At 63.6% G+C, this 23,567-nt stretch carries 16 protein-coding genes and 2 pseudogenes; 13 read left to right on the plus strand and 5 right to left on the minus strand.

Features of this window, described 5'->3' with window-relative positions; genetic code table 11:
- Nucleotides 1-73 precede the first annotated feature (73 nt).
- Entirely contained in the window at nucleotides 74-205 is a 132-nt protein-coding gene (locus AC0L2B_RS13995) for a hypothetical protein (protein ID WP_287192524.1), read from the plus strand.
- Between the two features lie 16 nt (nucleotides 206-221).
- Here AC0L2B_RS13995 and AC0L2B_RS14000 read toward each other — a convergent pair whose 3' ends face one another.
- A complete protein-coding gene (locus AC0L2B_RS14000; RefSeq protein ID WP_473745737.1) occupies nucleotides 222-785 on the minus strand; it encodes a GNAT family N-acetyltransferase in 564 nt (187 codons plus the stop codon).
- Nucleotides 782-1,669: a phosphoserine phosphatase SerB gene (gene serB / locus AC0L2B_RS14005; RefSeq protein ID WP_473745738.1), complete on the minus strand. Its 888-nt coding sequence runs from the start codon at nucleotides 1,667-1,669 to the stop codon at nucleotides 782-784. Before serB ends, AC0L2B_RS14000 begins: the two co-directional genes overlap by 4 nt.
- On the opposite strand from serB, the gene miaA reads away from it, so the two are divergent.
- Both miaA and AC0L2B_RS14015 read left to right on the plus strand, forming a co-directional pair.
- Nucleotides 1,659-2,651, plus strand: coding sequence for a tRNA (adenosine(37)-N6)-dimethylallyltransferase MiaA (gene miaA, locus AC0L2B_RS14010; RefSeq protein ID WP_473745794.1), 993 nt, complete (start codon nucleotides 1,659-1,661; stop codon nucleotides 2,649-2,651). The two genes, serB and miaA, sit on opposite strands and share 11 nt — an antisense overlap.
- 103 nt (nucleotides 2,652-2,754) lie before the next feature.
- Nucleotides 2,755-3,546 carry a GGDEF domain-containing protein gene (locus AC0L2B_RS14015; protein ID WP_287219123.1) on the plus strand — a complete coding sequence of 264 codons (792 nt, stop codon included), beginning with the start codon at nucleotides 2,755-2,757 and terminating at the stop codon, nucleotides 3,544-3,546.
- Between the two features lie 215 nt (nucleotides 3,547-3,761).
- On the opposite strand, the gene AC0L2B_RS14020 is transcribed toward AC0L2B_RS14015, so the two are convergent.
- Nucleotides 3,762-5,600 (minus strand): ATP-binding protein, encoded by a 1,839-nt coding sequence (locus tag AC0L2B_RS14020; protein WP_236377169.1) that lies wholly within the window; start codon nucleotides 5,598-5,600, stop codon nucleotides 3,762-3,764.
- A gap of 160 nt (nucleotides 5,601-5,760) precedes the next feature.
- Nucleotides 5,761-7,563, minus strand: a complete 1,803-nt coding sequence (locus tag AC0L2B_RS14025; protein ID WP_473745739.1) for an NAD(P)-binding domain-containing protein — start codon at nucleotides 7,561-7,563, stop codon at nucleotides 5,761-5,763.
- A 461-nt stretch (nucleotides 7,564-8,024) separates the two neighbouring features.
- Here AC0L2B_RS14025 and AC0L2B_RS14030 point away from each other — a divergent pair, with 461 nt between their 5' ends.
- From AC0L2B_RS14030 to AC0L2B_RS14070, 9 genes and pseudogenes are all read left to right on the plus strand, one after another.
- Nucleotides 8,025-9,806, plus strand: coding sequence for an acetolactate synthase 3 large subunit (locus tag AC0L2B_RS14030; protein WP_473745740.1), 1,782 nt, complete (start codon nucleotides 8,025-8,027; stop codon nucleotides 9,804-9,806).
- A gap of 86 nt (nucleotides 9,807-9,892) precedes the next feature.
- Nucleotides 9,893-10,468, plus strand: coding sequence for an acetolactate synthase small subunit (gene ilvN / locus AC0L2B_RS14035; protein WP_091594244.1), 576 nt, complete (start codon nucleotides 9,893-9,895; stop codon nucleotides 10,466-10,468).
- Between the two features lie 150 nt (nucleotides 10,469-10,618).
- Nucleotides 10,619-11,213, plus strand: a pseudogene (locus AC0L2B_RS14040) (LysE family translocator).
- Nucleotides 11,214-11,379: 166 nt separating this feature from the next.
- Complete coding sequence (locus tag AC0L2B_RS14045) at nucleotides 11,380-12,600, plus strand: efflux RND transporter periplasmic adaptor subunit (RefSeq protein ID WP_473745742.1); 1,221 nt, start codon at nucleotides 11,380-11,382, stop codon at nucleotides 12,598-12,600.
- Nucleotides 12,597-15,761, plus strand: coding sequence for an efflux RND transporter permease subunit (locus tag AC0L2B_RS14050; protein WP_473745743.1), 3,165 nt, complete (start codon nucleotides 12,597-12,599; stop codon nucleotides 15,759-15,761). Before AC0L2B_RS14045 ends, AC0L2B_RS14050 begins: the two co-directional genes overlap by 4 nt.
- A gap of 65 nt (nucleotides 15,762-15,826) precedes the next feature.
- Nucleotides 15,827-16,426 (plus strand): nitrile hydratase subunit alpha, encoded by a 600-nt coding sequence (nthA, locus tag AC0L2B_RS14055; RefSeq protein WP_473745744.1) that lies wholly within the window; start codon nucleotides 15,827-15,829, stop codon nucleotides 16,424-16,426.
- Nucleotides 16,423-17,082, plus strand: a complete 660-nt coding sequence (nthB, locus tag AC0L2B_RS14060; protein ID WP_473745745.1) for a nitrile hydratase subunit beta — start codon at nucleotides 16,423-16,425, stop codon at nucleotides 17,080-17,082. The genes nthA and nthB overlap by 4 nt, the downstream gene beginning before the upstream one ends.
- On the plus strand, nucleotides 17,069-17,455 hold the full coding sequence (locus AC0L2B_RS14065) for a nitrile hydratase accessory protein (protein ID WP_473745746.1): 387 nt from the start codon (nucleotides 17,069-17,071) through the stop codon (nucleotides 17,453-17,455). The genes nthB and AC0L2B_RS14065 overlap by 14 nt, the downstream gene beginning before the upstream one ends.
- A 118-nt stretch (nucleotides 17,456-17,573) precedes the next feature.
- A pseudogene (locus AC0L2B_RS14070) lies at nucleotides 17,574-18,587 on the plus strand (IS630 family transposase).
- 112 nt (nucleotides 18,588-18,699) lie between these two features.
- Here AC0L2B_RS14070 and AC0L2B_RS14075 read toward each other — a convergent pair.
- Complete coding sequence (locus AC0L2B_RS14075; protein WP_473745747.1) at nucleotides 18,700-22,044, minus strand: AAA family ATPase; 3,345 nt, start codon at nucleotides 22,042-22,044, stop codon at nucleotides 18,700-18,702.
- Nucleotides 22,045-22,393: 349 nt separating this feature from the next.
- Here AC0L2B_RS14075 and AC0L2B_RS14080 point away from each other — a divergent pair, with 349 nt between their 5' ends.
- Nucleotides 22,394-23,521, plus strand: a complete 1,128-nt coding sequence (locus AC0L2B_RS14080) for an ATP-dependent DNA helicase (protein ID WP_473491388.1) — start codon at nucleotides 22,394-22,396, stop codon at nucleotides 23,519-23,521.
- The last annotated feature ends 46 nt before the right edge of the window (nucleotides 23,522-23,567 follow it).

The raw sequence follows: 23,567 nt of genomic DNA on the forward strand, positions 1-23,567 counted from the left end.
CGGAGGCGCGTGCTGATGGTGTGTCGCTGAACCAGTGGATCGCGTCGGCCGTGTCGCAAAAGGTTGGAGCTCCATGGAGAAAGCGGCCGATTTCCTGCGTCGACGGGCGGGTGATGCATCGGGCGACGATTTCGCGAAAGTGCTCGATCGGGTCGGCGCAAAACCGCCGCAGCCCGGCGACGAGCTTCCGTTTGACAAGCGCTGATCAGGGTCGGCGCTGATCAGCGCCGGTTTTTCTGCCAATCCTTGGCTGTCAGCCTGTAGAACACATGCCGCTTGAGCCTGGCGTGGCTGTCCGGAATGCCGGGGTGGTCGAAATCGCTGGTCGGGTCGGCGGTCATGCCCAGGCGTTCCATGACGGCAGTGGACCGGCTGTTATCCCTGACGGCGAAAGAAACGATTTCCTCGAGGCCAAGCGTTTCGAAGCCATAGGCGAGCCAGGCTTCGGCTGCCTCGGTGACATAGCCATGGCCCCAGAATTCGGGCGCCAGCCGCCAGCCGATCTCGACGGTGCCGGCCGGCAGGAACGGCAAATGATCAGTGTCGAGGAGGCCGACGAAGCCGATGCATTGGCGCGTTTCAATTATCTCGGCGGCAGCGAAACCGTAGCCATCCTCGGCAATCCATGCGCGGAACTCGTCCATCTTGGCGTCGGCCTGCGCGCGGTCGCGGCGAAACGGAAAGAACTCCATGACGCGCTCGTCGGAGTTGATGCGGTAGAAGAGGTCGCGGTCGCGACCCTCCCAGTTGCGCAGGATCAGGCGCTCGGTGCGGATTGGCGTCACTCCACAAACTCCTCCCGCCGGTAGCCCTGCAGATAGAGAAGCGCGGTCAGGTCGCCATGGTCGATGCGGAATTTTGCCTCCGCCGCCACGACATGCTTGGCATGAAGCGCCACACCGGTGCCGGCAAGGCGGATCATGTCGAGGTCGTTGGCGCCATCGCCGACAGCAATGGCGTCGGCGGTCGTCAGCCCGAGGCGCGCCGAAATCTCGAGCAGCGCATCGGCCTTGGCGGCGCGCCCCAGGATCGGCTCGGCGACCAGCCCGGTGAAGCGGCCATCCTGCTCGATCAGGCGGTTGGCGCGATTCTCCTGAAAGCCGAGCATGGCGCCGATGCGTGCGGTGAAGACGTTGAAGCCACCCGACACGAGTGCAGTCCAAGCGCCGTTGGCCCGCATGGTCTGGACAAGCGCGCGGCCACCGGAAGCCAGGGTCAGGCGATTGGCGATGATGCGGTCGACCACGGCAGTGTCGAGGCCTTTCAGCAGCGCCACCCGCTCGCGCAAGGCCGGCTCGAAAGCGATCTCGCCATTCATCGATCGCGCCGTGATGGCGGCGACGTAATCCTTGACGCCGATCTCGTCGGCGAGTTCGTCGATGCACTCCTGGTCGATAACAGTCGAATCCATATCGGCGATAAGGATTTTCTTTCGCCTGCCCTCGGGCCGCTGAACGATCACGTCAACCAGTTCGGGTGCAAGCACGGCGCGCAGGCTGGCGGTCGTTTCAGCGGCTTCGGCCGGATCGGGCAGGGTGAATTCACAGGCGATGCCTTCGGCCAGCCAGCGAACAGTGCTTGCGCCGACCGACCGCGACGCCATATTCGCAAGCGCCGGCGACAATGCGCGACCGGCGGGATGGGATACAAGCGTGGCGATCAGCGGCATCGAAAATTCCGACGGGCAGGCGGGCGAGGGCCGCGTTAAGAACGCGATCCTGATAGCCGGGCCGACCGCCAGCGGCAAGTCCGCCCTTGCGCTCGCCCTCGCCGAGCGCAACGGCGGCGTCATCGTCAACACCGATTCGATGCAGGTCTATTCGGTGCTCGACGTGCTGACGGCGCGGCCGACTGCTGCCGAACTCGCTCGCGTCCCGCATTTCCTTTACGGGCATGTCCATCCCTCCACCGCCTATTCCACCGGCGCCTGGCTGCGCGACGTGATGAAGCTCATCGACGACGGTACGCTCTTCGAACGGCCGGTCGGCACGTTCTTCGAACGGCCGGTGATTTTCGTCGGCGGTACCGGGCTCTACTTCCGCGCGCTTGCGGAAGGCATTTCGGAAATGCCTGACATTCCGCAGCCGATCCGTGATCGCTGGCGCTACGAGCTCCAGGAGCAGGGCGCAGCCAAGCTGCACCGCATCCTGCTGCGCGAGGATTCCGCGGCCGGCATGATGCTGAAGCCGACCGACGGCCAGCGCATCGTGCGGGCGCTGGAGGTGCTCGATGCATCGGGCCGTTCCATCCTGGAATGGCAGGCGGCGCGCGGCCGTCCACTGATCGACAGAGCCAGCACGCGCTTCCTTGTGATCGAGCCGGACCGAGCGGAGCTGGTGGAGCGGATCGAGGCGCGGTTCGATCGCATGCTGGAGAAGGGCGCCCTCGACGAGGTCAGGCAGATCACCGACCTTGGCCTCGATCCCGACTTGCCGGCGATGAAAGCCATCGGCGTTCGCGAACTCCAGGCCGCAATGGCCGGCGAGCTGAGCTTTCCCGAAGCGATCGAGCGCGCGAAGATCGCGACGCGACAGTATGCCAAGCGCCAGACGACCTGGTTCAGGCATCAGTTGGGTCCGGAATGGCTGAGATTGCGCCTTGGTGATCGTGTGGTATCCACGATCTTGGACGCCTTTTCGAGTGCAACCTGAAAAGTTGACTTTAAGGGAAGACCTCCCGTTGAAGTTGTCCTGGTTAACCCTCCGTAAGGCCGTCGATGCCATAACGTCTTTGGGGTTTTGCAACGGGGAGCAGATGCGTTTTCACAAGGCGGAATCAGCCTTTTTCGTCTTCATCTTCGTGATCCTGGCCGCCGGCCTGGTGACGCTTCACGCCTATGGGCTTCTGCAGGCGCTCGCGGCGGAGATCACTACCCCTGCCGCGATTGAGAAGACCACTTATCTCAACAAGCTGTTGTTTGGGACCGGCGTCCTTTTGGCGACTGCCCTGTTCTTCGGCATTTTCTTCATCTACCCGCTGATCCGCAAGCAGGCGACGGAAGAAGGCAAGCTGCGCGCCATGACGGTTTCGCTCAGCGCCCGTTCGGAAACGCTGGAGCATGCGGCGCTGACCGACGGCCTGACCGGCATGCAGAACCGGCGTTATTTCGACGATGCACTGAAGGAATACCTCGAGGAATTCCGTCGCATCGACAAGCCGGTCGGGCTGATGATCCTTGATCTCGACCATTTCAAGCAGGTCAACGACACCCACGGCCATGATGTCGGTGACCAGGTGTTGCGGGCGGTCGCCAGTTGTCTCAAGGACATGACGCGTTATCACGACGTGGCAGCGCGCCTGGGTGGCGAGGAGTTCGCGGTGGTCACGCCCAACATGGACGCCGAACTTCTGTCCAGGTTCGCCGAGCGCATCCGCAAGGCGATCGCCAACATGTCGATACTGTCGGGCAATGTCCGGCTGAAGATCACCACCAGCGTCGGCCTTGCGATCTGGGATCGCAAGGAAACCGCCGAAGAGTTCTATCGCCGCGCCGACCGCCAGCTCTACGAGGCCAAGAGGCAAGGCCGCAACCGCGTCTGCGCCTGAATCCCGGAGAAGAATTCATGAGGCCGGCCGACTGACGCAGCTTTCTCGACTTCCGGTGCTCATGGACTCAAATGTCCACTCCGCGCCGGGTTCTCGAAAGCCACGTCATTCGATCCGGCCTGATGAATTCCCTTCCGGGATTTGCGCTGGTTTCCTAGGGTGACATAGTTTTAACTTTGGAAGCGCCTTAGCCTCACAGGCTAAAGCCGCCCGGCTCAATCGTTCTGCGAGCGCAGGCCGAAGGTTGCGGGTTTCAGGCCATAACGCATGTCGAAATCGTCGTCCGGCTGGGCGCGTGCGACCGTCGGGGCGGGCGGCTTGCGGTAGTCGGGATCGCCGGCCTGCCGGCTCGAATCGACGACTTCGGCGAAGGCCATCGCCTGCTGCGGTTTTGGAACGTTGCGAAGCCTTTCGACGATCGCCACCAGATCGACATCATGGCCAAGCTCGGACGGCAAGGCTTCCTCGCGCTTGGCTGTGCCCGGGATCAGGCCATCGGACAGTTTTTCGAATTTCATTCGCATGGTCGTCGCCACGCCTTCACCAAAGGCGATGGCTTCGCGCTGGCCCATCGAAGACAGGAATGCCAGTGTCGAGGCCGAGGAATCGGCGATCGCCGAGCGGATGATCGCCTGGTCCTGCTCGTTGGCGAGCCGCATCGCAAAAAAGGTCGAGCACTGCGACAGGATGGTGGGGTCGAGTTCGCCCGGGCGCTGTGTGACGATGCCGAGATAACAACCATATTTGCGGCCTTCCTTGGCGATGCGCGACAGCGCGTGCCGGGTCGGCGCGAAACCAAGGCGCGGATCGGCCGGCATGTAGCGGTGCGCTTCCTCGCACAGCAAAAGCAGCCGCAGCCGGCCTTCGCTCCACAGCGCCAGGTCGAAGGCCAGACGCGCCAGCACCGAGCAGACGGAATTGACCACTTCCGAAGGCATGCCTGCCATCTCGAAGCAGGTCACCGGGCGCCCGTGATGCGGCACACGGAAGATGTTGCCGATCGTCTCGTGGATGGTGTCCTCGATCAGCCGCGAGTTGAACATGAAGCGGTAGCGCGGATCGGAGGCTGCCGATTCGATGCGCGTCTTCAGCGATTTGAGGGTGGGGCGGTCGTTCTTGCTTTCCAGCAGTCCCATGCGCTCGTCGATCTGCTTGATGAGATCGACAATGCGATAGGGCACCGGCGTGTCCGCGGTCAGCGCATCGCTGCCGCGCCTGAGATACGTGCCCGAATTCGGGTTGCGATAAAGGTTTTTGGCCGCGGGAATAAGATCGCGCAAGGCGTCCACCTCTTCCGGCACGATCTCTCGACCGCGAAACAGCACTTCGGCAAACTCCTCGAGCTTGAACATCCAGAAGGGCAGGTCCAGCGTCGCCGAATCGACCCTGACGCAGTGCTCTGGCAAGGACGCGGCGAACTCGTTGTGCGGATCGAGGATGAGAACGCGCAGGTCGGGTCGAGCGGCGATCGACTTGCGCAAAAGCAGCGAGACGGCGGTGGATTTGCCGACGCCGGTGGTGCCGACAATGGCGAAATGGCGCGCCAGCGTGTCGTCGATAGCGATGTTGGCGTCGATCTCCTCATCCTGTGACAGCGTGCCGATGGTGATCGAGTGACGCCCGGCCAGGTCATAGACCGCCTGCAGGTCGCGGCTGCGGATGCGGTGGGCAATGGCGCCGATATGCGGATAGGTGGTGATGCCGCGGTCGAAAACCGGTTTGGCGCCGGGCTCGGCGCCGTCGCGCACCTCGCCGATGAGCTCGATACTGACCTCGATCGGGTTCTGGCCCTCATCGTGCCAGGCGCGATCCGACTTGCCGACCGCGTAGACCAGCCCGACGGTCCGCGTGTTGCCAAGGTTGATGGAGATCATCTTGCCGACGCTCCAATGGCCGGTGACCGTGCCCAGAATATCGGCGGCATGGGCGCTGATGGTGGCGCGCGCGCCGTCGCACTGGACGACATTGCCCAGAACGCGCTTGTCGCTCTGCTCCGCCTTGCGGCGCTCCTGCAATGTCGGCTCTCCAACGGAGGCGTCGCGGTCGACGAACATGGACAGGCTGTTCCCCATTTCCCTTTTCCATTTTCCCCAAGGCGATCGACCTTACGCCGACGCGGTTAAGGGGGGGTGAGGTCGGATGGTGTAAGGACGATTAAGCCGGTCGCGAAAATTGAACCGACCGGCGCCGAGTCCCGGCGACAGCCTCGATCGTCTACCCTGTGTGATGGACCTGCTGCAGCCCGTAGACCGGCGTCGCGATGCCCTCGTGCCGCGCTTTCAACTGCAGCGACAGGAACTGCGAATAATGGCGTGACTGGTGCAGATTGCCGCCGTGGAACCAGAGCGCTTCCTGTTGCGTCGGCTTCCACATGTTGCGCTGCTCGCCCTCCCAGGGACCGGGATCCTTGGTGGTGTTCGAGCCGAGCCCCCAGCATTTCCCGACTTTGTCGGCGACCTCTTTCGAGATCAGCTCTGCCGCCCAGCCGTTCATCGAACCGTAGCCGGTGGCATAGACGACGACATCGGCCGGCAGCTCGGTGCCGTCGCTGAGCAGGACCGAATGTTCCTTGATCTCGGTCACGTCGACGCCGCTCTTCAGCTTGATGGCGCCGTCGATGATCAGCTGGGAGGCGCCGATATCGATATAGTAGCCGGAACCGCGCCTGAGATATTTCATGAACAGGCCCGAACCGTCGTCGCCCCAGTCGAGCATGAAGCCAGCTCTTTCCAGGCCCTCGTAGAAGGCGGCATCACGCTCCTTCATCTTCTCGTAGAGCGGGATCTGGAATTCGTGCAGGATCTTGTAGGGCAGCGAGGCGAAGATGAGATCGGCCTTGGCCGTGGTCATGCCGTTTTGCACGGCCTGCTCCGAATAGAGGGCTCCGAGCCCGATATCCATCAGCGTGTCGGATCTGACGATGTGCGTGGTCGATCGCTGCACCATGGTGACGTCGACGCCGGCTTCCCACAGTGCGGCGCAGATATCATGCGCGGAATTGTTCGACCCGATGACGACGACTTTCTTGCCAGCGTAGCTGTCTGGACCGGGATGTTTCGAGGAATGGTGCTGATCGCCCTTGAAATTCTCCATGCCTTTGAACTGCGGGATGTTGGGCCGGCCCGACATGCCGGTGGCCAGCACCAGCTGCTTCGGCTTCAGCGTGATGTCCTTGCTGTCGCGACGGACGACGACCGTCCATTCCTTCTTCTGATCGTCATAGGTGGCGCTCTTGGCCTCAGTGGAGGACCAATAGTTCAGCTCCATGACCTTGGTGTACATTTCCAGCCAGTCGCCGATCTTGTCCTTGGGCGAGAAGACCGGCCAGTTCCGAGGAAAGTCGATATAGGGCAGATGGTCGTACCAGACCGGATCGTGCAGGCAGAGCGACTTGTAACGCTTGCGCCATGAATCGCCGGCACGCTCGTTCTTCTCGACGATAATGGTCGGCACGCCGAGCTGCCTCAGCCGGGCACCGAGCGCGATGCCGCCCTGGCCGCCGCCGATGATCAGCGTGTTGGGCTGATTGACAAAGCCGAGTTCGGCGGCTTCCTTCTCGCGCTCCTCCTTCCAGGTTGGCCGGTTCTTGCCGTGACCGTGCTTGGCACCCATCGGCCGGGCGAAGCCGGCGGGTTCCTCATGGCTCTTCAGCTCGACCATGGTGGTGAGCAGTGTCCAGATCTTGCTGTTCTTCAGCCGGATATGGCCGAAGCCGCGCGCAACCTCCGTTTCGAAACTGATCCAGCCTTCGAGCAGCCCGTCGCTCTCCGTGGCGTCTTCGCCTTTCGCAAGCGCCCAGTTCGATGGCTTTATCGTCGCCAACTGGCTCATCAGCATATCGCGCACCTGGTCGCGACCTTCCATGGTCTTGATGTTCCAGGTGAAGGTCACCAGGTCGCGCCAGTAGCAGTCTTCCTGAAAGCACCCGACCGCTCCGTCGATGTCGCCGGCGGCGAGCGCTGCGCTGAATTGGTCGAGCACGTCGGATAGTTTCTTGGCTGGGGCCTTGTCGAGCATCGAATTTCCTCCCGTGAAGTGCTGGTCGTCGTCGCGGCGTGCCGGACCCTCCCAGGCCGGTCGACCGGAGTATCGCGGCAAACTGCGTGCCGCGTCACGTCGTCAAATAGTTTGGCGCGGTTTCGCGATGATCGCGGACACCGATCCTGCCGGTGGTCGTACGGAACGGTGGTTCGACGCGATGGGCGCAACCGGGCCTGCCGGATACGGTCAATTGGCTCGAACCGCCCGGCATCGTGCATATTCGCCGTTGACAGCGGCGCAAAACCAATTCTATTGTCCGCCACCATGAAAACGGCACTCATTCTCGTAGTAGGAAAGCGTATGGGCAAGGCGGTGTAACCGCCGGGCGAAAACCCCCCATGCGCAGACACAGGCTCCCTCGGGGGCCTTTTTTATTGCCCGAAACACGACTAAACGACCAGCAATCGCCCGATGGCGGACAATACGGGACCAGACCGATGAGCAGTGGACAGAACGAGCGGCGCGAAATGACCGGTGCCGAAATGGTGGTGCAGGCGCTGAAGGACAATGGCGTCAAGCATGTTTTCGGCTATCCGGGCGGCGCGGTTCTCCCGATCTATGATGAAATCTTCCAGCAGGACGAGGTCGAGCACATCCTCGTCCGTCACGAGCAGGGTGCCGGTCATGCGGCGGAAGGCTATGCGCGCTCGACCGGCAAGGCCGGCGTCATGCTGGTGACATCGGGGCCGGGCGCCACCAACGCGGTCACGCCGCTGCAGGATGCGCTGATGGACTCGATCCCGCTGGTCTGCCTGACCGGTCAGGTGCCGACCTCGCTGATCGGCTCGGATGCGTTCCAGGAGTGCGACACGATCGGCATCACGCGGCCCTGCACCAAGCACAATTGGCTGGTGAAGGACGTCAACGATCTCGCGGCGATCATCCATGAGGCCTTTCACGTCGCGACGACAGGACGCCCCGGTCCGGTCGTCGTCGATATCCCGAAGGACGTGCAGTTCGCCAAGGGCATCTATGTGCCGCCGCAGACGGCGCCGCGCACCAGCTATCAGCCCAAGGTCCAGGGCGACCTGGACAAGATCAAGGCGGCGGTCGAGCTGATGGCCAACGCGAAAAGGCCGATCCTCTATACCGGCGGCGGTGTCATCAATTCCGGCCCGGAAGCCAGCCATTTGCTGCGCGAACTGGTCGACCTGACCGGGTTCCCGATCACCTCGACGCTGATGGGCCTTGGCGCCTATCCGGCTTCGGGCAAGAACTGGATGGGCATGCTCGGCATGCACGGCACCTATGAAGCAAACATGGCGATGCATGATTGCGACGTCATGGTCTGCATCGGCGCGCGCTTCGACGACCGCATCACCGGCCGGCTCAGCGCGTTCTCGCCGAATTCGAAAAAGATCCATATCGACATCGATCCGTCGTCGATCAACAAGAACGTCCACACCGATGTGCCTGTTATCGGCGATGTCGGCCGGGTTCTGGAGGATCTGGTGCGGCTGTGGCGGGCGACCGCCAGGGCCGACAAGAAGGCGCTGCACCCGTGGTGGGAGCAGATCGCGAAATGGCGGGCGCGGGATTCGCTTGCCTACAAGATGAACCACGACGTCATCATGCCGCAATATGCCGTCCAACGGCTCTATGCGCTGACCAAGGACATTGACACCTACATCACCACCGAGGTCGGCCAGCACCAGATGTGGGCGGCGCAGCACTATCATTTCGAGAAGCCGAACCGCTGGATGACCTCCGGCGGGCTCGGCACGATGGGCTACGGCCTGCCGGCGGCGCTCGGCGTGCAGATTGCGCACCCGGATGCGCTGGTCATCGACATTGCCGGCGACGCCTCGGTGCAGATGACGATGCAGGAGATGAGCGCCGCGGTGCAGCACGAGGCGCCGATCAAGATCTTCATCCTCAACAATCAGTATATGGGCATGGTGCGGCAGTGGCAGCAGCTTCTGCACGGCAACCGGCTGTCGCATTCCTACACCGAAGCGATGCCGGATTTCGTCAAGCTCGCCGAAGCCTATGGCGGCCATGGCATCCGCTGCGAGAAGCCGGACGAACTGGACGACGCCATCAAGGAGATGATCTCGGTGAAGAAGCCGGTGATCTTCGACTGCCGGGTCGCCACGCTTGCCAACTGCTTCCCGATGATCCCGTCGGGCAAGGCGCATAACGAGATGCTGCTGCCGGACGAGGCGACCGACGAGGCGGTGGCCAATGCCATCGACGCCAAGGGCAGGGAACTGGTGTAACCCCTGTCGCCCGAGCCGAGGCAGGGCTGTCGGAAGCCGTGTGGAAACAGAAAAACAGCTCAAAGTTTGAAATCGAGATTCATGTCATGAACGCACAGCACCTTCAACCCACCGGTTCCGCCTACTTCATCGCCAAGGAGACGGAAAGACCGGAAATCCACACGCTTTCCGTGCTGGTCGACAATGAGCCGGGCGTGCTTGCCCGGGTCATCGGCCTGTTTTCCGGACGCGGCTACAATATCGAGAGCCTGACCGTTTCCGAAACCGAGCACGAGAAGCATCTGTCACGCATCACCATCGTGACGCGCGGCACGCCGCATGTGCTGGAGCAGATCAAGCACCAACTCGAGCGCATCGTGCCGGTGCACCGTGTCGTCGACCTCACCGTGCGCTCGCACGAGCTCGGCCAGGAACGGCCGCTGGAGCGGGAACTCGCGCTGGTGAAAGTGGCCGGCACCGGCGAGGGCCGCGTCGAGGCGCTGAGGCTGGCCGATGCCTTCCGCGCCAGCGTCATCGACGCCAACACCGAGCATTTCATTTTCGAGATCACCGGCAAGGGCTCCAAGATCGACCAGTTCATCGCCATCATGAAGCCGCTCGGCCTGGTCGAGATCTGCCGCACCGGCGTGGCGGCGATGAATCGCGGCCCGCAAGGGATGTGATCATCCGGTTCTTTGGGTCCAGTGCTCTGGCACCGCCTGTATTTATTCTGTCGGCTTGATCCTGACCTCCTGGCCCGGCTGCCGCCGTGAGCTGGCCTTTGTGCGTCTGAGGTAAAAGGACAATATTGCTGACCTGCTTGGGAGAAGCCAATGACCCTCGATGCGTTCCTTGCTCTGCTGGTCTATGCCTTCGTGACTTCGATCACACCGGGTCCGAACAACTTCATGCTTCTGGCTTCCGGCGTGAATTTCGGTTTTGCCAAAACCATTCCGCACATGCTGGGCATCAGCATCGGCTTCCTCGTGCTGTTGCTTGCCGTCGGCTTCGGTCTTGGCGCGGTGCTGATTGCGTTTCCGGTTCTCGACACTGCATTGAAGATCGCTGGCGGCGTTTATCTGCTCTATCTCGCCTGGAAGATCGCCATGTCGCGTTCGCTCAGCAGCAAGGGCGAGGCCAAGGCGCGACCGATGCGCTTCATCGATGCGGCAGCGTTCCAGTGGGTCAATCCCAAGGCGTGGGTGATGGCAATCACCGCCATGGCCGTCTATGCCGTTCCGGAGCATCCGTTTCTGTCGGTGGCGCTGGTTTCGATAGCCTTCACCGTCGTCAACCTGCCGAGCGTTTCGGTGTGGGCAGGTTTCGGCACGGCGCTGCGGTTTTCTGTCGGACCCGGTGCGACTGAAATGGTTCAACATCGCCATGGGCGTGCTGCTGGCAGCGACACTGTGGCCGATGCTGCGGTAGCTGCCGTTTTATTGTGCACTGCACATTAAATCTTCGTAATCCCGGGTTTTGGCCCTTTTTTGCCCTCGGCGCCCTCTATCTATTTGGTGAAAGCGCGGCACGAGGCTGCGAGTTATACCCAGACATGACCACCGAACCACGGCGTGTCGATGGAAGGTCCTTGACGATGCGTGGAAAGATCGTGCTTGCGATGCTTGCGGTCGCCTGCCTTGTCACGGCTGGGCTCTATCTTTCGCCCGCGGCAACGGACAAGGTCCGGCAGATGCTGTCAGCGGGTCAGGCGCCTGACAAACCCGCGAATGCCGCACGTGCGACCGCGGTGGTTGCCGCCACCGCTTCGACGGCTGATTTCCCGATCCGGCGCTACGCCATCGGCTTTGTATCCTCGCCCGCCGTGGTCAGCGTGAATGCGCGGATCTCGAGCCAGATCACATCGATCGCCGTCAAGGACGGGCAGATGGTGAAGTCCGGCGACCTTCTGTTCTCGCTGGACGACCGCGCGCTGAAGGCGCAATTGGCCCGTGACCAGGCGACGCTCGCCAAGGACCAGGCGCTGCTTGCCAGTGCGACGGCCGATCTTGAGCGTGCCAAGGCTCTTGTCGCCAGGCAGGCCGGCACGCAACAGACATATGACCAGGCGATCGCCGCGCAGAAGTCCGCCGCGGCCACGGTCGATGCCGACAGAGCAACGATCGAAGCGGACGAGGTCCAACTCGACTTTGCCACGATCACGGCGCCGATTTCCGGCAGGCTGGGTGCGATCAGCGTCGCGATCGGCGATCTCGTCACCACCAACAGCGGCAGCAGCACGTCGGCCCCGCTGGTGACCATCACCCAGATGGACCCGCTGCGGGTGGACTTCAATCTTCCGGAAAGCGATCTTGCCCTTTTGCACAAGGCGCTGGCGGCGCCAAGGCAAGCCGCAGTCACGCTGACCAGGGACGGCGACCCGACCCCGATCGGCAAGGGGACCCTCGATTTCGTCGATTCCAGCGTCGACACCGCCTCCGGCACGATCGCAACGCGGGCCAGCGTGCCCAACCCCGATCTTTCGCTGTGGCCGGGCCAGTATGTCAATGTCGTGCTCGATGCCGGCATCATGCCGCAAATGACGTCGGTTCCCACGGTTGCGGTGCAGCCTAGCCAGAAGGGGCCGTTCGTCTATGTGATCAAGCCCGACAACACGGTGGAGGTGCGGCCCGTCCAGGTCGCACTGACCGAAGGCGACAACAGCGCTATCGGCAAGGGGCTGAAAAGCGGCGAAAATGTCGTCGTCGAAGGCCAGGCAAAGCTGAAGGACGGCGCGCCGGTCCGCGAAGGCGAGGCCGGTGATCTGGCGTCTCCCAGGGTTGCCGAGGCTGGCAAGGCGGGCGGGACGCGGCCATGATCTCCGAATTCTGCATCCGCAGGCCTGTCGCCACCCTGCTCATGTCGTTTGCGCTCGTGCTGGGCGGGCTGTTCGCTTACAAGTTCCTGCCGGTGGCCGCTCTGCCGAGCGCCGAGTTTCCGGTGGTCAACGTCTCGGCCTCGCTGCCCGGCGCCTCGCCGGAAACCATGGCGACCTCGGTGGCAACGCCGCTGATCAAGCAGTTCACCACCATCGCCGGTATCGATTCGATCTCGACCACCAACGCGCTCGGCTCGACCTCGATCGCCATCCAGTTCGTGCTCAACCGCGATATCGATGCGGCCGCCGCCGACGTGCAGGCGGCGATCGCGCGAACGCAGCGGCAATTGCCGCCCGAGATGACCAGCCCGCCGAGCTATCGCAAGGTCAATCCGGCCGATGCGCCGATCCTGCTGATGTCGCTGGTCAGCGATACGGTTCCGCTGACAGATCTCGATGCCTTTGCCGAGAATGTGATCTCGCCGTCGCTGTCGACGATCGAAGGCGTGGCGCAGGTCTCGATCTTCGGCCAGCAGAAATACGCGGTGCGCGTCCAGATCGATCCGACGGCGCTCGCTGCACGCGGTATCTCGATCGACCAGTTGCAGACGGCGATCGCCTCGGCCAACAGCAACACGCCGCTCGGCGTGCTGCAAAACGACAAGCAGCAACTGACGATCACCGCCAATACCCAACTGAACAACGCGGCGGGATTCTCCAACATCATCATTGCCACCAGGAACGGCCGCCCGGTGCGGCTCGGCGAGGTGACCCGCGTCATCGATTCGGTCGAGACCACGACGACGGCAAGCTGGTACGACGGCACCCGCGCGATCATCATGGCGGTGCAGCGCCAGCCCGATGCCAACACCGTCGACGTCGTCGACCGGGTCAAGGCGATGCTGCCGTCCTTCCAGGATCAGATGCCGGCGGCGGCCAGCATCCGGTTGCTCAATGACCGCTCGACGTCGATCCGCGAGGCGGTCGACGACGTGCAGTTCACGCTGCTGCTGACCATCGCGCTGGTGGTGATGGTGATCTTCCTGTTCCTGCGCCGGGCAACGGCGACGATCATCCCGGCGGTGGCGGTGCCGATCTCGCTGATCGCCACGCTCGGCGCCATGTTCCTGTTCGGCTTTTCCATCGACAACATCTCGCTGATGGGGCTGACGCTGGCGGTCGGCCTTGTCGTCGACGACGCGATCGTCATGCTGGAGAACATTTTTCGCCACATGGAGGAGGAGGGTCTCTCGGCCTTCGACGCGGCGCTCAAGGGGGCGCGTGAAATCGGCTTCACCATCATCTCAATCTCGATCTCGCTGGTCGCTGTGTTCATCCCCGTGCTTTTGATGGGCGGCGTGATCGGCCGCATCTTCAACGAATTCGCGGTGGTGGTGACGGTCGCCATCCTGGCCTCGATGTTCGTGTCGCTGACGCTGACGCCGATGCTGTGCTCGCGGCTCTTGTCGGTTTCGAAGGCCGAGCGCGAAGCGGCGCAGGGCGAAGGTCACAGGCATAATTTCTTCATGCTGGGTTATGACAGGCTGCTGACCTTTTGCCTGCGGCACAGTTTCCTGGTTCTTCTCGTCTTCGTTGGCACGGCCGCACTGTCGGCCTGGCTGATCCAGACCTCGCCGAAGGGCTTCTTTCCGCAGGAGGATATCGGCCAGATTTCGGTGACGACCACCGCGCGCCAGGACATCTCGTTCGACGCCATGGTGAAGCTGCAGGGGCAAGTGGCTGATGTCTTTACCCATTCACCCTATGTCTCGCATGTCGGGTGGTCGGTGGGCAGCGGCGACAACGCACTCAACCAGGGCCGGCTCTATGTGCAATTGAAGGACAAGGACCAGCGCCCCGACATCGACAAGGTGCTCTCGGATCTGCGGCGGCAGCTGGCCAATGTCCCCGGCATCGAAACCTTCATGCAGCCGGTGCAGAACCTGCGGCTCGGCGCGCGCGCTTCGGCCAGCGCCTATCAGCTCGTCGTGCAGGGCCTCGACATCGACGCGGCGGACAGCTGGGCGCAGAAGCTCACCGACGCGATGGCCGCCGACCGTAGCGCCTTCACCGACGTTACCAATGACTTGCAGAACAACGCCCTGCAGGCGTCGCTGGTGGTCGACCGCGACAAGGCGGCGACGCTCGGCGTCGACACCGATACGTTGCGCTCCAGCCTCTATGGCGGGTTCGGCACCGAGCAGGTCTCGACCATCTTCGGTTCAGCCGACAGCTACGAGGTGATCATGGAACTCGACCCGAGGATCGAGTGGTCGCCGGAAAGGATGCTGGCGATCAAGGTAAGGACGGCCAGCGGCAGCCTGGTGCCGCTCGGTGCCTTTGCCCGCGTCGATCGGACCGCCGGCGCCTTGACCGTCAATCAGCTCGGCCAGCTTCCGGCGGTGACCATTTCCTACAATCTGCCGCAGGGCGTCGCGCTCGGCGACAGCGTGAGCCGCATCGATGCGCTGAAGGAGAAGATCGGCATGCCGGCGACGATCTCGACCACTTTTTCGGGCACGGCGAAAACTTTTCAGGACTCGCTTGCGAACCTGGGCCTGCTGATCGCCGGCGCGATCCTGACCATCTATATCGTCCTCGGCATCCTCTACGAGAGTTTTATCCATCCGCTCACCATCCTGACTGGACTGCCGTCGGCGGTGCTCGGCGCGCTTGTTGCACTGCGGCTTGCGGGGATGGACCTGTCGGTGATCGCGGTCATCGGTATCCTGATGCTGATCGGCATCGTCAAGAAGAACGGCATCATGATGATCGACGTCGCGCTCGAACTCAGGCGCGAGGGGATGTCGCCGCTCGAGTCCATTCACAAGGCCTGCCTGATGCGCTTCCGGCCGATCATGATGACGACGCTGGCGGCACTGATGGGCACGATCCCGATCGCGCTCGGCACCGGCGCCAGCGCCGAACTGCGCCAGCCGCTCGGCGTGGCGGTGGTCGGCGGCCTCGTCGCTTCGCAAGCGCTGACGCTGTTCGTCACGCCGGTCATCTATGTCTACATGGAGCATTTTTCGGGCTGGCTTGTCGGGCTGTGGCCGAAGCGCCGGCACGAGCAGCCACCTGTCGAGGCCGTCGACCAGCCGTCGCTGTTCGAGAACGGAGAAGCGTTGCAGGGCGAGCCGCACAAGGCGGCGGCCGAATAGAAGGCGACGGGCTGGCCCAAGCCGTGGCGCTTGCGGTGGAACGCTTGCAGCCGTAATTTACGGCCATGTCCCACGACCACGACAACGAGCTTGATCCTTTTGCCGCCCGGGTGCGCGCACTGGAGACGATCCTCACCCAGAAAGGGCTGATCGATCCGGCCGCGATCGACGTGATCGTCGACACCTATGAGACAAAGATCGGTCCGCGCAACGGCGCCAAGGTGGTGGCGAAGGCGTGGGTCGAGCCGGACTTTGCCGTTTTGCTGAAACGCGACGCGACGGCGGCGATCGGCTCGCTCGGCTACACCGGCCGGCAGGGCGAGCACATGCAGTCCGTGTTCAACACGGCGGACACGCACAACCTCGTCGTCTGCACGCTGTGCTCCTGCTACCCGTGGTCGGTGCTCGGCCTGCCGCCGGTCTGGTACAAGGCGCCGCCCTATCGTTCGCGCGCGGTCATCGATCCGCGCAGCGTGCTCGAGGAATTCGGGCTGACCTTGCCGGCAACGACAAAGATCCGGGTGTGGGATTCGACCGCCGAGCTGCGTTACCTGGTCGTGCCGATGCGGCCGAAGGGCACCGACAGCTGGAGCGAGGAGCGGCTGGCGGATCTGGTGACGCGCGACGCGATGATCGGCACCGGACTGGCGCGGGAGCCGGCATGAACGGGCCGCAGGATCTCGGCGGGCAGATGGGGTTTGGGCCGGTCGCACCCGAAAAGGACGAGCCCTGTTTCCATGCCGCCTGGGAAAGGCGGGCGCTTGGCGTGACGTTGTGCGCGGGCGCCATGGGCGCCTGGACCATCGACGAGAGCCGGCATGCGCGGGAATTGCTGCATCCCGCCGACTATTATGGCTCCAGCTACTACGAGATCTGGATCAAGGCGCTCGAAACCTTGCTGAAGCGACATGGTTTTGTCAGCGACCGCGATCTGGCCGCGGGCAAGGCGGTCGACCCTGCCGCGACGCCAAAGCGGGTGCTGAAGGCCGAAAACGTGCCGGCAGTGTTGGCCAAGGGCGGCCCATGCGACCGGCCGATCGCCGCGCCGGCCCGGTTCAAGGCAGGCGATATAGTGCGCACGAAGAATTTCCATCCGACCGGCCACACAAGGCTGCCACGCTACGCACGCGGCAAGCAGGGAACGATCGAGGCGGTGCGCGACGGATTTGTCTTCCCCGACACCAATGCACATGGCCAGGGCGAAAACCCGCAATGGGTCTATACGGTGGTTTTTGACGGCGCCGAGATCTGGGGCGAGGGCGCCGACCCGGCGCTGAGCGTGTCGATCGACGCCTGGGAGAGCTATCTTGAGCCGGCGTGAGGCGAAGTCAGGCACCGCCACGCTGCCTGCCGGCGTCGAGGCGCCGGTATTCGCCGAACCGTGGCAGGCGGAAGCCTTCGCCATGACGGTTGCGCTGCACGACAAGGGCCTGTTTTCCTGGAGCGAATGGGCGGACGCCCTGTCCGCCGAGGTCAAGCAGCCTGATGCCGCCAGCGATGGCCACGATTATTACGAGCACTGGCTGGCGGCGCTGGAAAATTTGCTGTCGGCCAAAGGAGTTGCCGGCAAGCGCGACATCGATGCGCTCGCTGCCGCCTGGGAACGCGCAGCGCATGGGACGCCGCATGGCAAGCCGATCCTGCTCGAGAACGATCCCAGCCCGACCGAAGGTCGTGGCGGCCCGACCGGCTAGTGGTATCGGCCTAACATAAGAGTCCGGCTTGGATTCCCTTTGGCGAAAGCGCATGCGAGTCTGGCGCATGCGCACAGGAATATCCTTCACCGTTTCGCCGACCGATCGCTAGCGACTGATGGCTGTCGTCAAAGACCGCAATGCGCCGCAGAAGCACGTCTGGCGCGCCGAGATCATGCTACTGAGTGCCGACAGCGCCGGTACCGTCGAGATCATGCGCCAGACCGGCAAGTCGAAGACCTGCGTGTGGCGCTGGCAGGAGCGCTTCGCCGCGGCAGGCTTCGAAGGACTGTTGCGCGACAAGACGCGGCCATCGCGCATTCCGCCTCTCAGTCCCGAAGTGGCGGAGCGCGTGGCGGCGCTGACGTTGCAGGACCCACTTGGCGAAACCACGCACTGGACCGCCGATATGATGGCCGAAGCCGCCGGCATCAGCGCCAGCGCGGTACGCCGCATCTGGAAGGCGCACGGCCTTCAGCCGCACCGCTGGCGGCAGTTCAAGCTGTCCAACGATCCACAGTTCGTCGACAAGCTGCGTGACGTCGTCGGCCTCTATGTCGACCCGCCAGCCCACGCCATCGTGCTGTCTGTCGACGAGAAGAGCCAGATCCAGGCACTCTACCGTACGCAGCCCGCCCTGCCCATGAAGAAGGAAGGCTCGGCACCATGACCCACGACAACCACTCTGTTGCCGCCCTCAACGTGCTCGACGGCACAGTCATCGGCAGGAACATGCAGCGACATCGTCGCCAGGAGTTCATCCGCTTCCTCAACGCCATCGATGCCGGCCAGCAAGGCCATCCACGTCGTCATCGACAACTACGCCGCCCACAAGCATCCTAAGGTGCGTGCCTGGCTCGACCGCCATCTGCGTTTCACCTACCACTTCACGCCAACCTCGTGCTCGTGGCTCAACGCGGTCGAGGGCTTCTTCGCTAAACTGTCGAAGCGGCGCCTCAAGCGCGGCGTCTTCCACTCTGTCGTCGACCTCCGGGCTGCCATCAACCGCTACCTCGCAGAACACAATCAGCAACCCAAACCGTTCACTTGGACCGCCGACCCCGACAAAATCATCGCCGCCGTCAAACGTGGGCATCAAGTGTTAGATTCCATCCACGTGGTGAAAATCTGACGCTTGGCACCGGAGCCGAAATTCCGGTTTCGACCCCTCATAACAGGTTTGAGCCCGATGCGGGCATTTAGTCAGTTTGCCTCCACCCCTAGTGACATCGAGCTGACTTGAGTCACCTCAGGGTGTCGAGAAACGCCTTGGCTTCTCTCAGGTCGGGGGTCTCGAAGCCCTCGGAGAACCACTCATTCACGGGCACGAGCAGGGTGTGGGCATCGGCAGGCTTGCCTTGGTCGCGCCACAGCCGGGCAAGACCGGTGGCCGCACGCAACTCCCAGGACTTCGCGGATTGACGCCGGGCGATTTCGATCGCGTGCTCAAATGCGGCGCTCGCCTCATCTGGTCTTCCGTCCGGTAGGGCTGCCAGAAGCTGCCCGCGCAAGCAATACAGTTCGGCCTCCGGCCAACGCTCCCCTGTCCCCTCGACCACTGCCAGAGCCTCATCCAGTGCACCGAGCCCCCGTTGCATGTCCCCCGAGAGGGCACAAGCCTCGGCCAGCAGGCCCAGGAAGAACGGACGCATCCACGCCGCGCCGCTCTTCCCCCAATCCGCAAGCCCGCGCTGGATCGCTTCTATCCCGGCGGCCTCCTGACCGTGACGAGCCATGGCCCAGCCCTGGACCACCGTCGCGCTGGCGGCCCATAGATCCAACTTGTGTTCCCGGGCCAGCTCCAGCAACGCCGCCGCATGCCCCGCGGCCGCGCTGTCGTCGCGGCCGAAAGCCCCCACCAGCGCGCTGTACATCAGGGCAAACCCGAGGGTGTTCTTATGGCCGACCCGGTGGGCTACGGCCAATCCCTCGGCTTGTCGGCGGGATGCCTGATCCGGGTAGCCCAGCAGCCACAGCACCCAGGTCAGGTGGGCGAGCGCGGACACGCCAAGGTCCTGGCCAAAAACAAAGGCCGTCGAACCATGCCGTTCCGGGTGGTACAGCGCAACGGCACACTCGAGGTGCTCGCGGGCGGCGAGCAACTCGCCCCCCACCTCATCTGTCGCGCCGCACATTCGGTGCGCCAAGCACAGCCGCTCCGGGTCTGGGTGCAGCTCGGCCAAGGCGAGAATTTGCCTGGCCAGCTTCTGCTGCTCGGGAAGCGCCATGCGTACGAATTGGACAGCCCAGAACCCATACAGCACAGGAAACTGTTGTGATGCGTCGCCTACGGCCTCTACCAATTCCTGCGCCCGGGCGAAAGCGGAGGCGGTCTCAGGTGCTGCGTGGCCGTACCGGGCAATGCACGCCTGACCAAGCATAGTCTGAAGATGAAGTTCGCGCTCTGCCCGGGCGCGGCTCTCGGGCAAGGTCCGCACGAGGTCAATGCTCCGGGTGAGATGGCCGATGGCTTCCGCAACGGCCGAGCGCCGGAAGGTGCGTTCCCCGGCCCGCTGCCAGTAGTCCGCAGCCCGCTCGGTCAGTTCCGCCTGGGTAAAGTGATGGGCCAGCAGCTCAGGTTGGGTTTCGACCACCTCCGGCCAGCGCTCTTCCAGTACCTGGGCGATCCGGGCGTGCAACTTCTGGCGTGTGCCACGCAGGAGGCTCACGTAGGCGGTGTCCTGCACGAGCGCGTGCTTGAACGTGTAGGTCGCCTCGGGCGGCGTGCCGCGCCGGAACGCGAGACCAGAATTGACGAGCTCGTCCAGTCCCTGCGCCAACGCTGCCTCGGGTAGTCCCGCCACGGCGGCCAGCAGCTCATGGTTGAACTCCCGGCCGAGTGCCGCGCCGATCTGCGCCACCTGCTTGGCGGCCGGCAGCCGATCCAGCCGAGCGGTCAGTGAAGCCTGCAAAGTGCTCGGGATCGGAAGCGCCGAGACAGCAGCATCGGGCTGGCTGGCACTCTCCAGCACGGCTTTGGTCAATTCCTCGATGAACAGGGGCACACCGTCGGTCTGCGCCACGATCCGATCCAGCATTCCGGCCGGTAATGCTTGGCCCACGACCACCTGAGAGGCGAGCGTCGCGGCTTGACGCGGACTGAGACGGCTCAGCGCCATCAAGGTCACGCCCGCCAGACCGACCCAGGGCGCCTCAAACTCCGGCCGGAAGGAGATGACCACCAGCACTGGCAGCGAGGCCAAGCGCATGATCAACCTGTCCAACAGCTCCAGCGAGCTTGGATCGGCCCAATGCACGTCCTCGAACAGCATCAGCACGGGGGATCGGCGGGCCCGTTCATCGAGGATGTGAAGCAGTGCCCCGAAGGTCTGCTCCTTCTTGCGCTCCGGGCTGAGAGCCAGTGGCGGGTACCGCTCGCCACCCGGCACGCCGAGCATCTCGGCAATGAGCGCCAGCTCATGCGAGGCGGCGAGTGGGTGTAGCAGGGTTTCCAGCTTGACGAGCCGAGCCTCCGCAGGCTCGCCGTCCACGAAGCCTACCTCGTTCTTCCAGCGTGCGATGATCGGTTGGAGGGCGCTCTCACGGTGATGGGGCGAGCAGAAGTACTTGAGTTTGAGATGCACCTTTCCAGCTACGTGCTCCTCAAGCGCAGCGATCAGGCGGGACTTGCCGATGCCGGGCTCGCCGGCGATGAGCACGACCTGCCCTTCGCCGCCCTTCGCCTGCCGCCAGCGGCGCAGCAGCAGATCGAGCTCGTCATCGCGCCCGACCAGCGGCGTGAGGGCGGCCGGATGCATCGCGTCGAAGCGGCTCTGAACCATGGCCTCGCCAAGCACCTGCCAGGTGCGGACAGGGCCGGTTAGCCCTTTGAGGTGAACCGAACCAAGCTCGCGGCACTCGAACAGGCCGCCGATGCGCCGCCGTGTTTCTGCGTCGATCACTGCGCATCCAGGATCAGCAAGGGATTGTAGCCGCGCGGCAACGTTCGGGGTCTCACCGATTACAGCCTGCTCCTGTGCGGCCCCGGCCCCCAGCAGGTCGCCCACGACGGCGAGGCCACTGGCGATGCCGACGCGTGCGGACAACCGCTCATCGGCGGGCGCAATCTGGCCAACCGCTTCCAGCGTGGCCAAGGCGGCGCGTACTGCGCGCTCGGCATCGGCCTCGTCGGCCTGGGGCCAGCCGAAATAGACCAGGACTCCATCGCCCATGTACTTCGCGACGAAGCCGCCGAAGCGACCAACCGTCTCGGCAATGCGGCGGTGGTAGGTCCCGATCACCTCGCGCATGTCCTCGGGGTCCAGGTGCGCGGCGAGCGCCGTGGAGCCGACGAGGTCGACGAACATCACACTAAGTTGGCGCCGCTCCGCCTCAGGGGACGGCAGGGCCACTGTCCCGGAGATCGTGCTCTGTGGCTGGATGGATGGGGACATGGCTGGAGGCGAGCCCGCGCGCACGGCGGCGATGGCGGCGAGCAACTTGCGGCGGTGGCCGATCGAGACGACGCCAAGTCCGCTCAGATCATCGGCGGTGAGGTCGGCTAGGACGTCGCCATCGATGTCGTTCTCGCGGAACGCCTGTTCGTACTGTCCCAGCCCCAGATCGCGCAGCCACGCGCCAATGTCCATGGCCCTCTCCCGGGTTCGTGGCGACCAGAACGCTAAGGTCTTCAATCTACCCCAAAATCGCGGAGAGGGCATGATGAAACGTCACGAGCTACCTTCGGATTAAGGGCAGCTCGTGGCAGCACCAAGCAGACTTTCGCCGCTCTGTCGGCCAGCTTCCGCTTCCACCTAAAACCGAAGTCTGTATCGGGTACTAAGCGTCAGGTTTTCACCACAAGGTCGTGGCGGCTCGACTTCGTTCTCTTTAGGTTCCGTCTTCTGCCTGATAACTTGCGCCATTGGAAGCGGTGCGGCCCGCCGCCGATGATCGTTGCGCCTTGTCTTTCCCTCGCGAATCCGGTCTCTCGCGCTGATGGAATTCTCTCCTCAACAGGACGATGCGCTGAAGGCGGTCGCCACCTGGCTCAAGACCGGAAAGCCGCAGCTGTTCCGGCTGTTCGGCTATGCCGGCACCGGCAAGACGACGCTGGCGCGCTATTTCGCCGAGCATGTCGACGGCCAGGTGCAGTTCGCCGCCTTCACCGGCAAGGCGGCGCAGGTGCTGCGTTCCAAGGGCGCGGTCAATGCCCGCACCATCCATTCGCTGATCTATCGGCCGAAGGGCGAGGAGACGGTTTCGGACGAGGTGACCGGCAAGACTTCGATGTCGCCGACCTTTTCGCTCAACCGGCAAAGCCCGATCTCGCGGGCCAAGCTCGTCGTCATCGACGAATGCTCGATGGTCGACGAGCAGCTTGGCCGCGACCTGTTGAGTTTCGGCACGCCAATCCTGGTTCTCGGCGATCCCGGCCAGTTGCCGCCGATCTCGGGCGGCGGCTTCTTCACCGAGCATGAACCGGATATTCTGCTCACCGAGATCCACCGGCAGGCGCGCGACAACCCGATCATCCGGCTGGCGCTCGACGTGCGCGAGGGTCGCGAATTCATGCGCGGCGACTATGGCGCGGCGCAGGTGATCGGCAAGGAAGACGTCACCCAGGAGCTGGTGCTGAAGGCGGACCAGGTGCTGGTCGGCACCAACAGGACGCGGCGCCGCTACAATCAGCGGTTGCGCGAGCTGAAGGGGTTCAATGCCGACTATCCACAGGCCGGCGACAAGCTCGTCTGCCTGCGCAACGACCCGGCCAAGGGACTGCTCAACGGTTCGCTGTGGAAGGTGATGACCTCGTCGCGCGAGACGGTGAAACCCGGCATCAATCTGCTGGTCTCCCCGGAAGAGGACGATCCGGACCGCGGCGTCGCCAAGATCAAGCTGCTCAAAGCGGCGTTCGAGGACCCGGACGCCGACATTCCCTGGCAGCAGAAAAAACGCTTCGACGATTTCGACTATGGCTACGCGCTGACCGTGCACAAGGCGCAAGGCTCTCAGTGGAACGAGATCGTGCTGTTCGACGAAAGCTGGGCGTTCAAGGAAACCCGCCAGCGCTGGCTCTACACGGCAATCACGCGCGCGGCGGAACGGCTAACGATCGTCAGATAGGCCGGTCGAGCAGCCCCCATGGACCAGGAATCCGGGACTGGCACGG

Source organism: Mesorhizobium sp. WSM4815, from assembly GCF_055811575.1.